The following is a 14,846-nucleotide window of genomic DNA, read 5'->3' as shown; positions in this document are numbered from 1 at the left end:
TTCAAAGAGCAACAATGGCGGGGCGATCGACTTTCGGGCAGAACTGCATGCGCTGCAAAATATCCCGTTCGAGGTCAACCCCGCTGACCACCGCGACCAGCTCAACGCCGTCTTCCGTCAGCCTGAAAATGGCGCGCTCTGTGACGTACAGCACCTCCTGCCCGCGTTTTATGGCTTCCGGCCCGCTGAAGGTGATATGGCGTACCTTTTGCACCAGCTTGGGAATTTGCCCGTGAGACTCGATTTGTAACTGCTCTCCCTGCTGGCACACCTGTAAACCTTTCGCTTCGAAGGTGCCGCAGAAAACCACCTTTTTGGCGCCGCAGGTAATATCAATAAAACCGCCCGGCCCGACGATCGTGTCGCCAAGCTGAGAAACGTTAACGTTGCCTTCCGCGTCCATCTCTCCCATGCCGAGGAAGGTGATATCGAGCCCGCCGCCGCAAAACAGATCGAACTGATCGAGCGAACTGACGATGGCGTGCGGATACTTTGCCGCGCCGAACAGCGCGCCGTCGAGAAGCTGGCCGTTGTGAATGCCCTGTTCCACCATCTGCCAGCAGGAGTCTACCAGCGATTTCTCCGCCATAGCGGAGATCCCGCCGGGGATACCGAAGCCGTAATTGACCCGCATATTCGGCTTCAGCTCCCGTACCGCCAGCCCAGAAATCAGGCGGCGAATGCCCTCTGCCGGCGCGTCGAGCGGGTGCTCATCCGGCGGGGCGAGCTGGCCGGAGAGGGCCGGATCGTATTCGGCAAGATAGCTTTGCCACTGCGTCGGACATTCAACGATATGGTCGATCATTACGCCGGGTACGGTCACCTTTCGGGCCGGGACAAAGTGCTCAGGAGTGGTGGATTTCACCTGGGCGATGACCATGCCGCCGTTGTTATGCGCGGCTAAAGCGACGGCATACGTATCCAGATCCGCCGGCTCTTCGCTGGTGGAGATATTCGCCACCGCATCCGCCTGTGAACCGTGAATCACCGCGACATCAACTTTAAAAGGCTTGTAGTGCAGCCAGGTTTTCCCGTCGAGCTCAATGCGCGAAACGATATTTTCGCAGGTGATGTCGTTGCATTTTCCACCGCTAATCAGCGGGTCGACAAAGGTCCCCAGCCCGACGCTGGAAATGACTCCCGGGCGCCCGGCGCCGCTTTCGCGATACAGCGTCATGATGATGCCGGTGGGCAAGCAGTAGGCTTCTATCTCATTGTTGCGGGCCATTTTTTGCAGCTCGGATGACCACGACCAGTGCCCGCCGATGATCCGTTTGATGAGGCCCGGAATGGCCAGCCGCCCAAGACCGGACCCCTTGCCGTCGCCAATACCTAAGGCATGAATCAGGGTCAGATTCCGCGGATGCCCGGTCTCACGATAGCGCGTCGCGATGGCCGCCATGACGTAGTCGGACTCCAGCAGCCCGCCGCCTGAGCCGGTGAAGGCAACGGTGGAGTTGTCTTTAATCAAAGCCACTGCGTCATCGACGCTTTTCAGTTTGCCGTGCATTCTCGTTATCCTCGTTGTATTCGGTGATAAATAAACTAACTAGTTAGTTACAATTGCAGAAAAAAAATGAAGGATCAACGTAATTGATGACGCTTTGTTATCCAGGTAACATTTTCACAACATTCGTTTTGATATAACTATCTTGTTAGTTAATTAAATCATCAATCTGCAGGAGGGCTGGCATGGTTCCATCACAGAAGAATGCGTTTGGTCGTACAAATATTCAGGTCACCGCAATGGGCTACGGCGCAGCGCCGATTGGCAATATTTTTCGCCCCATCAGCGAGCAGGAGTCGGAAAACATGATCCATCAGGCGTGGAACAGCGGCCTGCGCTATTTTGATACGGCGCCGTTGTACGGACATGGCCTGAGCGAAGCGAGGATTGGCCACGGCCTGCGCTGGTATCCGCGCGATGAGTACGTGCTCTCCAGCAAGGTCGGCCGCCTGCTGAAGCCGAAAAAGCGCGCTGAAATTGATTCCGGGGCATGGGTCAATCCGCTGCCGTTTGAGGCGATTTTTGATTACTCTTACTCTGCTACCATGCGTTCGATTGAAGACAGCCTGCAGCGCACGGGGCTGGAGCATATCGATATCGCTTTTATTCACGACTGTGATGTTTATACCCACGGCGATAAGCAGCCGCACTATTTTCGCCAGGCGATGGACGGCGCGTGGCGCGCGCTGGCGCAGCTGCGTGATGAAGGGGTGATTAAAGCCGTCGGCATGGGCGTCAATGAATGGGAAGTTTGCCATGCGGCGCTGCAGGAGGCCGACTTCGACTGTTTCCTGCTGGCCGGGCGCTACACGCTGCTGGAACAGGAGGCGTTAAAAGCGTTTCTGCCGCTGTGCGAGGAGCGCAATGCGGCGGTGGTGATCGGCGGGGGATTCAACAGCGGAATTCTGGCGACCGGGGCGGTTGAGAACGCGAAATACAACTACGGCCCGGCCGGCCAGCCGGTTCTGGAAAAGGTCAGCAAAATTGAAAACGTCTGCCGCGATTATCAGGTTAGCCTGCCGGCGGCCGCGCTACAGTTTGTCCTGGCTCACCCGGCGGTGCCCACCATCATTCCCGGCACCCGCACGGTGGCGCAGCTTGAGAACTGCCTGGAGTGGATTGCCGCGCCGATCCCGGATGATTTCTGGCGTACGCTGCAACAACAGGGGCTGCTGGATGAAGGCGCGCCCACCCCGGCAGACCGCAAGGCCTGAGTGAAGATTGCAGAATAAAAAAGGTGCTCCTGATGAGCACCTTTTTTGATCCTTGCGGCCTTATCCGCGTCGCTAAGGCCTCATTCCTGCGCGATGCGCAGCTGGACTTTCAAATACTGCGGCTGCGCGAGCAGGGAGGTGAAAACCTGCTGAATATCCTCCAGCGGATGGATGGACTGGCAAAAGGGCGCGGTGATAAAACGTTGATGCTGCAACAGATGTAGCGCCTGGTGCATGTCTTCGCCCATCCCGGCTACGCTGCCCTGAATCCTTTGTTCTTTTAAAATAATCTCCAGCGGCCTGATGGCGATGGCGGTTTCGCCGTCGGTTAAACCAAAGGCCAGCAGCCGTCCGCCGGGGCGCATAAACGTCAGCGCCTGTTTGTACAGCTCGGGATGGCCGACGCTTTCGATGACCACGTCGGCGCCGCGGCCCTGGGTGAGCATCTTTATTTGCTCCAGCGCGCGTTCGGGGTCGGTGATGACGCTATCCGCTCCGCACTGCCCGGCGAGCTCGGCGCGCTGCGGATTCAGCTCTACGGCAATAATCGGCGCGGCCCCCAGCAGGCGCGCCATCTGAATATGCATATTGCCCACCGGGCCGGCGCCGATGACCACCACCGACTCCGCCACGCTGAGGCCGATTTTTTTACCGGCGCGAACCACGCAGGAGAACGGCTCGGTCAGACAGGCAATGCTATCCGTAACCTCGTCGCTGAGAGGAATCACCAGGCGGGCCGGCACGGCCACGTACTGCGCAAAGGCCCCGTGGGTGTGAATGCCGAGCTGGCGGATCTCCGGGCAGTTGAGCAGCTCGTTGCGCCGGCAATAATAGCAGTGGCCGCAGCTGATATTGATATCGGCGACCACCCGCTGGCCCGGCGTCAGGGTCGCGACGCGAGGGCCAACGGCAACAATTTCACCGCTAAACTCGTGGCCGGGAATTAACGGTAGCTTATCCTGGGCATAGTGGCCGTTATAGATATGGATATCCGTGCCGCAGATCGAACACTGGCTGACGCGAATGAGGACCTCGTCATCCCCGTATTCGGGGACCGGGACCTGGCGTATTTCGAATTTTTTGGCGGCGGTAAGCACCGCCGCTTTCATTAATTTGGGGATCATGGCCGGCTCCGGTTATTTAACGGTAGAAATTTTGGAACGATCGATGGTCATCGCAATGGCCGCGATCATCAGCGCCCCGAAGAAGATCTGCTGCGCCTGCGCTTCAACGTTCAGGTAGGTCATACTGGTACGAATGACGGCGACGATGAGAGTGCCGATAAGCGTGCTCACTACGCCGCCCACGCCGCCGGTCAGCGGCGTGCCGCCTAACAGCACCGCGACAATCGCCGGTAGCAGGAACTGATCGGCCATCGTCGGCGATGCGCCGGACAGACGGGTCGCCAGCAGCACCCCGGCGGCGGCGGCGAACGCTCCGGCGATGGCAAAGGTGAGGATCTTCACCTTAACCACCTTCACGCCGCTGGCGAGCGCGGCGGATTCCCCTGCGCCAACCGCCTTCATATGGCGCCCCAGCGCGGTGCGTCTTTCCATCAGCAGCGCCAGCAGCAGCAGTACGGCGGCGATGATGATTTCCGCCGGCAGCGTAAAGACGGTGGCGGTCATCCAGCCAACCGTCTGGCTGCGAATATCCCCAGGAATATAAAACGCCCGCTGTCCGGAAATAACCTGTCCGGTAGCGTAGGCGATCCCCCCCACGGCGAGGGTAGTAATGAATGATGATATTTTAAAGCGGGTATGCACCCAGCCGGAAGCCGCGCCGAACAGCGCGCCGATCGCCAGCGTCAGCGGAATAGCCAGCACGCCAATTTGCGATAGCAGAATGACCAGTACGACCGTCGACATGCTGGCAATCGACTGGGCGGATAAATCTATTCCGCCGATATAAATCACAAAGGTCATGCCGATCGCCATAATAAACAGCGTCGAAGCGTCCTGCAGCAGCTGGAATATATTGTCGGGTTTAAGAAAATCCGGGTTATAGAGGCTGACCAAGGCCACTAATACCGCCAGGGTGAGTATCGGTAAATAGCGGGTGATTTTTTCACGCCCGGTTAACGGCGGCCGCGTCGGGCTACCGCTATTATTATTTGTCGGCACTGCTAATGAGTCAGAACGGATGATTTTCATGGAGATGGGCCTTAATAACCTAGACGAAATGCTGCAATAATTCATATTGCTCCGGGCGCTTCTCTTCGCAGCCGGTAAACTGATGCATCAGTCGGCCGTCCTTAAAAATAGCGATGGTGTGGGCGAGGCCGATAGCCTCCTCCAGAGAGTCGGCGATCAGAATCACGCCGCACTGCTCATCGGTGAAGTCGCGTACTAAGTCATAGACATCCTCTTTGGCACCGATATCGAGGCCGCGGGTAGGGTGGTCAAGCAGGATGATTTTCGCCTCAGCGGTCCGCCATTTCGACAGCACTACTTTTTGCTGATTGCCGCCGGAAAGCTTGCCGCATTGCGTATCAATACTGGCGGTTTTAATCGACAGCTTTTTAACCCACTCGTTTGCCAGCCTGCGCTCGTGATGGACCTGCAGCAGTCCGCCGCTGGAATAGTCCTGCAGGTTGGCGAGGGTAATATTTTCCACCACCGACATGCCTTCGACGATGCCCTCGATTTTGCGCTCGCGAGGAATATATCCCACTCCCTCGGCGATGCTGTGGGTGGGGCTAAATTTGCGTACCGCTCTGCCGTTGAGGATCACTTCTCCCCGTTCCGGCTGCATCAATCCGAAGATCGAGCGGATGATTTCTTCGGTACCCGCGCCATCGGTTCCGACCAGCGCCAGCACTTCGCCGGCGTGTAGCGACAGGGAGACGTTTTTATAATGGCCCGGCAGCGAAATATTTTTTAATTCGACCAAGGTCGTCTCTTTGTTAATTCGGTGCTTACGATGCTCGCGATAATAGCGTTCATCGATATCCCGGCCGACCATCTGGCGCTGAATATTCACCACGTCGAAGCGGTCGCGGGTGAGCATATCCATAACCTGCCCATCCTTCATCACGTAGATGCGGTCGGACAGCGCCATCACTTCATCGAGGCGATGCGAAACGAAAATAAAAGAGGCCCGGCTTTTCAGCTCCCTGACCAGCTCAAACAGCAGCTCTATCTCCTGGGCCGGCAGGACCGAAGTCGGCTCGTCGAGCAGGATAATTAATTGGCCGCTGCTTCTCTCCTCAAGGGTTAAAACCTTCGCCAGCTCCACCAGCTGACGTTGGGTAAAGGAAAGCTCGGCGGTCATTGTTTGCGGATCGATATCCAGTTTGACTTTCGCCAGCTGCTTTCTGGCCGCCGCCGCCATTTTTTTCCAGTTGATAACGCCCAGCTTTTTAAACGGTTGTTCAAAGCCGAGGAATATATTTTCCATCACGCTGAGGTTGGAAATCAGCGACTGCTCCTGAAATACCATCCCGATACCCTGCATCATGGCGTCGCGTGGCGAGCGAAATACCACCGGCTGACCGTTAATCAGCACTTCACCTTTATCATGCTGATAGGCGCCGTAAATTATTTTCATCAGCGTCGATTTCCCGGCGCCGTTTTCGCCGACTAATCCGACAATTTCGCCGGGATTAATTTGCAGATTTATATTCTGTAAGGCCAGAACGCCCGGGAACGATTTACCAACATTTTTGAATTCAAGCATAATCGTCACTTCACTATTTGCAGACGTTTACGATTAGTGACTAATGCCACCGAGATGATAACCAGGGCGCCTAAAACCCCTTGCTGGATATAGGTCGGGAAGCCGACCAGCACCATGCCGTTGTTAATAACGTTGATAATCAGCACGCCGATCAGGCTTTGCCACACGCCGCCGTTGCCGCCCATTAAGGAGGTGCCGCCGACGACCACGGAGGTGATGGCGATAAAGGTATAACCATCGCCGAGGTTGCTGGCGACCGAGCCCAGGCGGGCGACCGCAAAGACGGCGCCCAGGCCGTAAAATACTCCGGCCAGCGCAAAGCCAAGCACGCGAATACGTTTTACCGACAGGCCGGACGCGTAGGCCAGATGCTCGCCGCCGCCGATCGCATAAAAATTACGCCCCAGCGCGGTATAGCGTTGAATAAACCAGGCAAACAGCAGGGCCGCCCCGGCGAGATAGACCATCAGCGGGAAATCAAAAATGCGCTCGGTCAGCAGTAACCGGAATACCGGGTCGGGCAGGGGAATACGCTCGCCGCCGGTCGTCACCATCGTGACGCCAATTAAGCTAAAACCGATGCCCAGGCTGACCAGGAATGAGGGGATTTTAAGCTTTACGTGAATAAGACCGTTGATGAGTCCGCAGGCTGCCGAAATAAGTATTGCGGCAGGAATCGCTAAATATCCGAGTTCGCTAAAACCGCCCAGTTTCACCATGATGATTGCCAGCATGGAGCCGCAGAAAGCCATAATGCCTTCAATGGACAGGTCGATCGAACCCATAATAATGATAAACGTCACGCCAATGGCAATCATTAACGGCGCGGCGCTGGCGGTCAGTAACCGTGAGAAATTACGCACGGATAAAAAACCGGGATAAATAACGCTGATGATGGTGCAGAGCAGCAGCAGCACCATCAGCGGCGCCCATTTGCGCAAAAAATCTTTGTAGCCTGAATGTGATGACATGTTCGACCTTCACTCATTGAATTTATAACGTCTTCATCGAGAATAAATATCTGCAGAAGGAGACAACTATAATTTGCGATACTGAATAGGCCCTTTTGACGCCTGCCAGAAATTATTCCAGTCGTTCACCGGCGTATTGACGATATTTTCCTGGTACCATTTCTGCGCGTCGTCTTTAGTTATCATGATCGTCGGACCATAAAATTCGCGATGCTCATGCGGTTCGGCGGAGGGCTTGAAGCTGCCGAGAGCCGCATGGTGCGCCAGTGAAAGCGCAATGCCTCCGGCCCAGTAGGGATCGGTGCTCACGGTGCAGAGTATTTCACCGCTGATGCACAGCTTGACGGCGTCCGGAGTGCCGTCGTAGGAAACGATCGGGATCTGTCCCGCCAGGCCTTCGGCGCGTAGAGCCTCAATAATGCCGAGTGTCATGCTGTCGTTGGAGGAGAAAATGCCTTTGATATCATCCCCGAAGCGGGTGAGCATCGTGGACATCATGTCGTTGGCTTTCGAAGTGCTCCAGTCCGCATCCTGCCAGTCCAGCAGTTTGATATCCGGGTTCTCTTTCAGCTTGTGCATCAGCCCCGCTTTGCGCTCAATCGCCGGGACGTTGGAGGCGATACCGCCCAGTCCGACAATCCCGCCTTTTTTCCCCATCGCGTCAAACAGCAGCTGCGCGCACTGCTGAGCCGGCTCGAAATCCGACCAGCTGATGTGGGCCACGTAGTTGTCGCCAAAATCCCAGGGATGCAGATCGTCGGTTTTATTCCAGATGGTGGTAATAAACGCGCCGCGCTGCTGGCAGGCGGTCACCACGGCTCGCGCGTTAGGGGCATCGTTAGGATCGCAGCCGATCGCCAGTTTCCCTTCGGTTTTGGAAAGCAGGGCTTTGATATCAGACAGCACCTTCTCGTTATTGCCGCCGTTAATCAGGCTCACCATCGTCGAGTTTTGCGTCTTCGCATAAGATTGCCCGCCGGCGGCAATCGCGTTCCAGTAGGAGTTGTCAGGGTCGCGGTAGCCCCAGGCCAGAGTGAGATTCCCCCCCTCAGCCGCCAAGGCTTTCGAGAGCGGGCTGATAAGCGGAAGCGCAGCCATGCCGCCGATGCCAAGGGCACTTTTCAGCAGGAATTCACGTCGGCTAATCACGCTTTGTTCAACGAATTTTTTAATAAATGACATAGCGATATTTCCTGTCTTTTCGGTTTACGTGGAGGAGTTTATCCCGGTGAAAAATACGCAACATGTAAATAACTAATTACTTACAAGTTGATGATATATCATTCGAGAATGAGATTGGCAATGAAGCGCTTTGGGCCGGGTTTACGTGGCTCGTTTATCGGATAGGGAGTTGCCTAGTATTTTGTTTTTTATTGTTATTTTTAAATATTTCCTTTGTGAATGAGTAAATGCTTCTCCTCGGGGGTTTTGCCTGAGAATATCTCTTATCAATATGATTTATATTATCTTTTCCTCATTTTTTCTTCCCGGGCTGTTTTGCTTGCGTTTGAGATATCAGTCACAAAGATTTTGCTGGCGATCTTCACCCGTCACGCGTGGAGTACGCAGATCTCATATTTGCATATAGTAAGTAACTATTTATTTACAAATGATGAAGGGTGTAGCTATGCTTTCGGCGTATTCTCACTCCATAATGGGACAAAAAATGACCGTTAAAACACGACAGGTAGCGTTTATCACCGGTGGGGCGCGCGGCATCGGTTTTGAGATCGCCGCAAAGCTGGCGCAGGCCGGCTTCGATATTGCGCTGAATGATTATCAGGATTCTGCGGCGCTACAGGCATCCGTGGCGCGCCTAAAAGGCTGGGGCGTTAACGCCGTTGCCGTGCCCGGCGACGTGGCGGATATCAGCCTGCACGACAGGATGCTGGCGCGGGCGGAACATGAGCTAGGGCCGCTGACGACCTTCGTGAACAATGCCGGCGTGTCGGTGACCAGCCGCGGCGATCTCCTCGACGTGACGCCGGAAAGCTACGATCGCTGCCAGGCCGTTAACGCCCGCGCCACGTTCTTTCTCTGCCAGGCATTTGCCCGACGCCTGCTTGCCGGTACCCGCTCTCCCGAACTGCACTACAGCCTGATCGTCGTCTCTTCCTCGAACGCCTCGGCGGCCTCCATCAATCGCGGAGAGTACTGTGTCTCAAAAGCCGGGGCTGCGATGGTGGCGAAACTATTCGCTTCCCGTCTCGCCAGGGCGGGAGTGCAGGTGTTTGATATTCAGCCGGGACTGATTGCTACCGAAATGACGCAGCCTTCGCTGGCAATGTACCAACAGCGCGTCGATGAAGGCTTAACCCTGCTGCCGGAGCTGGGGACCCCCGCTCAGATAGGCACGATAGTAACCACTCTGGCCAGCGGCGGGATGCCCTACCTAACCGGCCAGGTGATTAGCGCCGACGGCGGAATGTTGGTTTCCCGTTTCTGATTGATAGCAGGTAAATCGCGATGAAAATAATTATTGCCCCGGACTCCTTTAAAGAGAGTCTGTCCGCCAGCGCCGTTGCCGATGCTATCGAGCGGGGTCTGCGTCGAGCCTTGCCTGGCGTGGAGTGCGTGAAGCTACCGATAGCTGACGGCGGTGAAGGGACGGTGGATGCGCTGATAAACGCGACCTCAGGCCAGCGGATCTCCGTCGCGGTAACCGGGCCGATGGGGACGCCGGTGCAGGGTTTTTTCGGCCTGCTTGGCGATGGTAAAACGGCGGTCATTGAGGTTGCCGCCGCCTGCGGCCTGCAGTGGGTAGCACCGGAAGACCGGGATCCGCTGCTCGCAACCAGCTACGGAGTCGGGGAGCTGATTAAAGCGGCGCTGGATCGCGACGTCGACAAAATCATTATCGGCCTGGGCGGCAGCGCCACCAATGAAGGGGGGATTGGTATGCTGCAGGCATTGGGCTGCCGCTGTATCACCGCCGCGGGGGCGGACGTTCCCTGGGGGGCCGGAGGGCTTGATGAGCTGGCCGATCTCGACCTCAGCGGACTGGACCCGCGATTAGCCCAGGTGGAGCTGCTGTTGGCCTGCGACGTCAACAATACGTTGCTCGGCGAGCAGGGCGCGACCGCGGTTTTTGGTCCGCAAAAAGGGGTAACCGCGCAAACGGCGGCCAGGATTGAAAGCAACCTGGCGCGGATCGCCACTATTCTCACATCCAGAACCGGGGACGATATCGCCAGCCTGAGGGGCGGCGGTGCCGCAGGCGGGATCGGCGCCACGCTGCAGGGGGTGCTGAACGCAGAGATGTCGAGCGGGATCGATATTGTGCTCAACACGCTGCATTTCGATGCGCAGGTGCGCGATGCCGATCTGGTCATTACCGGCGAGGGGCGGCTTGATGCACAGACCAGCGGCGGTAAGGGGCCTGCCGGCGTTATCAGCCGCGCTCATGCCCACGGCTGCCCCAGCATTGCGCTGGCCGGCTCGCTCGGCAGCGGATATGAAGCGCTGTATGAGCTCGGTTTAATCTCGGCGTTTTCGCTGGTCCCCGGCATTATCTCCTACGAGCGCGCCCTGCGGGAAGCCGCCGCCCTGCTGGAGTCGGCGGCGTTTAACATTGCCTCGCTCTGGCAGCAGGCTGCGAGTCAGCCGCTGCGCCGCTAAAACCGTCCTTTGAGGAAAAAGATATGAATATTCTTTATCGGCCCGAGTTTATCCGCGGTTTTGGCACCTATAAACTGCGCGGAGAACGCTTAACCACCGCCTTAGAGCATGCCTTGAGCATCGGCTATCGGGCGATCGATACCGCGCAGATGTATGAAAACGAACAGCAGATTGGGCAGGTATTAAGCCGTCATCCCGTCGCGCGCGGTGATCTTTGCATCACGACGAAAGTCCTGCCGGCGAATTACCGCAAAGATCTGTTTATGGCTTCGGTGGCGCGCAGCCTGGCGGCGCTTAACGTTGAACAGGTGGATGTGCTGCTGCTGCATAGCCCGCCAAAGCAGGCGTTCAGCGCCACGTTGCGTTTGCTGGAGCAGGCGCAGCGGCAGGGGCTGACAAAATATATTGGCTTAAGTAACTTCTCGCCTGAGCAGATGGGGGCGGCACGCGACGAGATCGCCACGCCGCTCGTCGTCAACCAGGTCGAGTTTCACCCTCTGCTCGATCAACGCGATCTGCTGCAGGCTGCGGTAGAGACGCAGATCCCGCTATCATCGTATTGTTCGATAGCCCGGGGAGAGGTACTTAAATATCCGCTTATTCAGCGGCTGGCGGACTATTATGCCAGGACGCCGGCACAAATTATTCTGCGCTGGATTTTACAGTCGGGCATTCAGTCAAACACCATGTCATCCAACCCCGGGAGAATGGCCGAGAACTTTGCGATCCTTGATTTCACCTTGTCCCATATCGATATGCGGCAAATAGCGGAATTAAGAATCGCCAACTATCGCGTTGTGGCGCTGTAGCTCCTTTAATCAACTGCCGCTTTGCTGATTTCGCAGACATCTGACGGTGTCTGCCTTTTCCTCCATGCCACCTCCAGGTCTCGCTGTTTTCCAGCGCCAGCTGGCGCTGGACCGCGCGTAAGGTTCGCCGACGGATCCGGCCGGGCAGGTATGTCTGCGAAGTGACGTAGCTCAAAAGAAATCATGATGACCTCCGTTTCGCGCATGGGCGGCAACGATTGTCATCAGACTACATCCTTAGCGGCATGGTTGAGCATAATACGACGGCGCGTGCGACTGCCAGCAAGGAGGAGAAGCCTGCGGGCATGCCGGGTGGCGAGGGACTGTTCCGCCACTCGTGCCGGGGGACTGTTCCGCCACTCGTGCCGGGGGACTCAGGAGGCGGTTCATACAGGCGGATATCCGCAATCAACGGCGCAGATACAAAAAAGCCCTGACCATTGCAGCCAGGGCTTTTAAGGAACTACTAATTTAAGGTTTAACATTCATGGACTTAATATGGGTACTACTCATGATACTGCTTTAAATGTACACGTTTATCACAGATAATATTGGGTGCTGATACTAACTAAAACCTCCCGCTATTTTCTTGTTAACCTACCCCACCATTTTCATAACGCTAAAAAATGGCACTTTAAACAAGTACATCCCCTCGCGACATATACTCTTTGATGCGTGGCTTGACTTCCGTTGCGATGATTTAACTTAACTAACGTACACAACTCAATCGCAAACAATAACTCTTAAAACATAGCCTTACATCGTCGCGCTACTTCCCCCAGATTTGCGATTAACGACTCTAACTGCATGACCTTAAAACATTACCGGTGTAAAAAATAATCTTCTTAACACCCGTAATCCCATACAACAAAATACGTAGCCTTTATCGCAAATTATAACAGCGAACTACCATTCCAGCGCTGTTAAAATCCAATCTACCGCTTTTAAAAGTACTGTCAATACTGTTTTTAAAAACATGCTTTTATTTACAGCGAATATATAGACCGAGCATTGAGTTGTGTCTCAAAACTCTCTTATTTATGGCTCAGGAAAGAGCGCCTCTGACGTATTTTCTGATGGCTAAATTAACGCCATAAAAACTTACCGGCGGTGAGCCGCTGACAATAAAAAACAGAATAACAGGGGCAACTTAGCGGCAGACTGACGTTGACAAGGGCAGGGGGCGGAGGTCGGCGGGCTTAGTGCTCTTATCCGGCCCTCAAACTCGACAAAAACAAGAAGCCCGCTTAAGTTTCCTTAAGCGGGCTTCTTTAATATGGCTCCTCTGACTGGACTCGAACCAGTGACATACGGATTAACAGTCCGCCGTTCTACCGACTGAACTACAGAGGAATCGTGTGGGGTCGTATCTTAGCGGCGAAAAAATTTTTGTCAAACATCTATTCCGCCCCTGTCGGTCAACCGCCGCTTCTATCAACAATTTGTTGTAATTACCGACAATTTAGAAGGAAAAATGCTTTGCAGGATTAGCATTTCTCTATCATCATTTGAAATGTAGTTTCAACTTTTCTCACTAAGGTCTCCCTTGAACGTCACATCCGCAGCACGCAGGGCCGTAGAACGAACATCCTGGTTCAAAAAACGTAAGAGTTATCGCGTACTTTACTGGCGTGAAATCAGCCCGCTGGCGGTTCCCATCTTGCTGGAAAATAGCTGCGTTTTGCTGATGGGCGTAGTCAGTACCTTCCTGGTGAGCTGGTTGGGTAAAGAGGCGATGGCCGGGGTTGGGCTGGCCGACAGCTTTAATATGGTGATCATGTCGTTCTTTGCCGCTATCGATCTCGGGACGACGGTGGTGGTTGCCTTTAGCCTCGGCAAGCGCGATCCGCGACGCGCGCGGGCGGCGGCGAGGCAGTCGCTGGCGATTATGACGCTGTTCTCCATTCTGCTGGCGGCGGTAATACACGCCTTCGGCAAAGAGATTATCAATATTGTCGCCGGAGACGCCTCGGCCCAGGTGAAGGATATGGCCTTAACCTATCTGGAGCTGACGGTGCTGAGCTATCCGGCCGCGGCGATTGCGCTGATCGGCAGCGGCGCGCTACGCGGCGCGGGCAATACAAAAATTCCGCTCTTGATTAACGGCGGGATGAACATCATCAATATTATTATCAGCAGCATCCTGATTTACGGCGTTTTTTCGTGGCCAGGCCTCGGTTTCGTCGGCGCAGGGTTGGGGCTGACCATCGCCCGATACATCGGAGCGGTGGCGATCGTGTGGGTATTAGCCGTCGGGTTTAATCCCGCGCTGCGCATCTCGCTGAAGAGCTACTTCAAACCGCTTAACTTTGCCATTATCTGGGAAGTGATGGGCATTGGCATCCCGGCGAGCATCGAATCGGTGCTGTTCAACGGCGGCAAGCTGCTGACGCAGATGTTCGTCGCCGGCATGGGAACCAACGTCATTGCCGGCAACTTTATCGCTTTCTCCTTCGCCGCGCTGATTAATCTGCCGGGAAACGCGCTGGGCTCCGCGTCGACCATCATTACCGGCACCCGGCTGGGAAAAGGCCAGATTGGGCAGGCGGAGCGCCAGGCGTGGCACGTATTCTGGCTATCGACCATCATCCTGACGGTAATTGCGTGGGGAACCGCGCCGTTTGCTAACCTGATCGCCTCGTTCTATACCAGCGAAGAGGATGTCAAAGTGGTGGTTAAAGAGCTGCTGTGGCTGAACGCCTTCTTTATGCCGATTTGGGCGATGTCCTGGACCCTGCCGTGCGCGTTTAAAGGCGCTCGCGACGTACGCTACACCATGTGGGTGTCGATGCTGGGGATGTGGGGCTGCCGCGTCGTGGCGGGCTATACGCTGGGCATCGTACTCGGTATGGGCGTGATTGGCGTCTGGCTGGGGATGGTGCTTGACTGGGCGGTACGCGGCGCGCTGTTCTACTGCCGGATGGTCAGCGGGCGCTGGCTGTGGAAATATCCACGAAGCAAAAGCCAGGTGCGCGAAACCTAACCATTTTCTGGGCGAAACGACAAATTTCGCCCAAAGTGGAGAATAAATCGGCAAACGGTTTGAAAT

Annotated in this window: 12 protein-coding genes and 1 tRNA gene; 6 read left to right on the top strand and 7 right to left on the bottom strand. The window is 55.5% G+C overall.

Features of this window, described 5'->3' with window-relative positions; all coding sequences use genetic code 11:
• Position 1: 1 nt before the first annotated feature.
• Positions 2-1,510 carry a CoA-transferase gene (locus NWP14_RS12925; RefSeq protein WP_331834624.1) on the bottom strand — a complete coding sequence of 503 codons (1,509 nt, stop codon included), beginning with the start codon at positions 1,508-1,510 and terminating at the stop codon, positions 2-4.
• Between the two features lie 182 nt (positions 1,511-1,692).
• Between NWP14_RS12925 and NWP14_RS12920 the strand changes: the two genes are divergently transcribed.
• Positions 1,693-2,721 (top strand): aldo/keto reductase, encoded by a 1,029-nt coding sequence (locus NWP14_RS12920; RefSeq protein WP_095100993.1) that lies wholly within the window; start codon positions 1,693-1,695, stop codon positions 2,719-2,721.
• A gap of 80 nt (positions 2,722-2,801) precedes the next feature.
• Here NWP14_RS12920 and NWP14_RS12915 read toward each other — a convergent pair whose 3' ends face one another.
• From NWP14_RS12915 to NWP14_RS12895, 5 genes are all read right to left on the bottom strand, one after another.
• A complete protein-coding gene (locus NWP14_RS12915; RefSeq protein WP_375215437.1) occupies positions 2,802-3,845 on the bottom strand; it encodes a zinc-binding dehydrogenase in 1,044 nt (347 codons plus the stop codon).
• Between the two features lie 12 nt (positions 3,846-3,857).
• A complete protein-coding gene (locus NWP14_RS12910; protein WP_331834621.1) occupies positions 3,858-4,874 on the bottom strand; it encodes an ABC transporter permease in 1,017 nt (338 codons plus the stop codon).
• A gap of 19 nt (positions 4,875-4,893) precedes the next feature.
• Entirely contained in the window at positions 4,894-6,399 is a 1,506-nt protein-coding gene (locus tag NWP14_RS12905) for a sugar ABC transporter ATP-binding protein (protein ID WP_375215436.1), read from the bottom strand.
• A gap of 5 nt (positions 6,400-6,404) precedes the next feature.
• Complete coding sequence (locus NWP14_RS12900; protein WP_375215435.1) at positions 6,405-7,370, bottom strand: ABC transporter permease; 966 nt, start codon at positions 7,368-7,370, stop codon at positions 6,405-6,407.
• 66 nt (positions 7,371-7,436) lie between these two features.
• Positions 7,437-8,552 carry a sugar ABC transporter substrate-binding protein gene (locus NWP14_RS12895; RefSeq protein ID WP_095101001.1) on the bottom strand — a complete coding sequence of 372 codons (1,116 nt, stop codon included), beginning with the start codon at positions 8,550-8,552 and terminating at the stop codon, positions 7,437-7,439.
• Between the two features lie 484 nt (positions 8,553-9,036).
• Between NWP14_RS12895 and NWP14_RS12890 the strand changes: the two genes are divergently transcribed.
• Genes NWP14_RS12890 through NWP14_RS12880 form a run of 3 tightly spaced genes read left to right on the top strand, consistent with a single transcriptional unit; the run spans position 9,037 to position 11,797 of the window.
• Positions 9,037-9,816 (top strand): 3-ketoacyl-ACP reductase, encoded by a 780-nt coding sequence (locus NWP14_RS12890; protein WP_346431095.1) that lies wholly within the window; start codon positions 9,037-9,039, stop codon positions 9,814-9,816.
• A gap of 20 nt (positions 9,817-9,836) precedes the next feature.
• A complete protein-coding gene (locus NWP14_RS12885; protein ID WP_331834617.1) occupies positions 9,837-10,988 on the top strand; it encodes a glycerate kinase in 1,152 nt (383 codons plus the stop codon).
• Between the two features lie 23 nt (positions 10,989-11,011).
• Positions 11,012-11,797 carry an aldo/keto reductase gene (locus tag NWP14_RS12880; RefSeq protein WP_375215434.1) on the top strand — a complete coding sequence of 262 codons (786 nt, stop codon included), beginning with the start codon at positions 11,012-11,014 and terminating at the stop codon, positions 11,795-11,797.
• A 1,277-nt stretch (positions 11,798-13,074) separates the two neighbouring features.
• Here NWP14_RS12880 and NWP14_RS12875 read toward each other — a convergent pair.
• A tRNA-Asn gene (locus NWP14_RS12875) sits at positions 13,075-13,150 on the bottom strand.
• 5 nt (positions 13,151-13,155) lie between these two features.
• Here NWP14_RS12875 and NWP14_RS12870 point away from each other — a divergent pair.
• Both NWP14_RS12870 and NWP14_RS12865 read left to right on the top strand, forming a co-directional pair.
• Positions 13,156-13,248 carry a DUF5951 family protein gene (locus tag NWP14_RS12870; protein WP_369125005.1) on the top strand — a complete coding sequence of 31 codons (93 nt, stop codon included), beginning with the start codon at positions 13,156-13,158 and terminating at the stop codon, positions 13,246-13,248.
• Positions 13,249-13,343: 95 nt separating this feature from the next.
• Entirely contained in the window at positions 13,344-14,780 is a 1,437-nt protein-coding gene (locus NWP14_RS12865) for an EmmdR/YeeO family multidrug/toxin efflux MATE transporter (protein ID WP_375215433.1), read from the top strand.
• The last annotated feature ends 66 nt before the right edge of the window (positions 14,781-14,846 follow it).

Origin of the sequence: Klebsiella sp. C349492 (assembly GCF_042055345.1) — a bacterium.
GTDB lineage: Bacteria > Pseudomonadota > Gammaproteobacteria > Enterobacterales > Enterobacteriaceae > Klebsiella > Klebsiella scottii.
Note: the sequence above shows the minus strand (reverse complement) of the source record. Positions and strands in the feature narration are given on the sequence as shown.

What these genes read in the sequence shown, in the direction of transcription:
- NWP14_RS12925 (WP_331834624.1), bottom strand. Translation starts at nt 1,510, where the DNA reads ATGCACGGCAAACTGAAAAGCGTCGATGACGCAGTGGCTTTGATTAAA.
- NWP14_RS12920 (WP_095100993.1), top strand. Translation starts at nt 1,693, where the DNA reads ATGGTTCCATCACAGAAGAATGCGTTTGGTCGTACAAATATTCAGGTC.
- NWP14_RS12915 (WP_375215437.1), bottom strand. Translation starts at nt 3,845, where the DNA reads ATGATCCCCAAATTAATGAAAGCGGCGGTGCTTACCGCCGCCAAAAAA.
- NWP14_RS12910 (WP_331834621.1), bottom strand. Translation starts at nt 4,874, where the DNA reads ATGAAAATCATCCGTTCTGACTCATTAGCAGTGCCGACAAATAATAAT.
- NWP14_RS12905 (WP_375215436.1), bottom strand. Translation starts at nt 6,399, where the DNA reads ATGCTTGAATTCAAAAATGTTGGTAAATCGTTCCCGGGCGTTCTGGCC.
- NWP14_RS12900 (WP_375215435.1), bottom strand. Translation starts at nt 7,370, where the DNA reads ATGTCATCACATTCAGGCTACAAAGATTTTTTGCGCAAATGGGCGCCG.
- NWP14_RS12895 (WP_095101001.1), bottom strand. Translation starts at nt 8,552, where the DNA reads ATGTCATTTATTAAAAAATTCGTTGAACAAAGCGTGATTAGCCGACGT.
- NWP14_RS12890 (WP_346431095.1), top strand. Translation starts at nt 9,037, where the DNA reads ATGACCGTTAAAACACGACAGGTAGCGTTTATCACCGGTGGGGCGCGC.
- NWP14_RS12885 (WP_331834617.1), top strand. Translation starts at nt 9,837, where the DNA reads ATGAAAATAATTATTGCCCCGGACTCCTTTAAAGAGAGTCTGTCCGCC.
- NWP14_RS12880 (WP_375215434.1), top strand. Translation starts at nt 11,012, where the DNA reads ATGAATATTCTTTATCGGCCCGAGTTTATCCGCGGTTTTGGCACCTAT.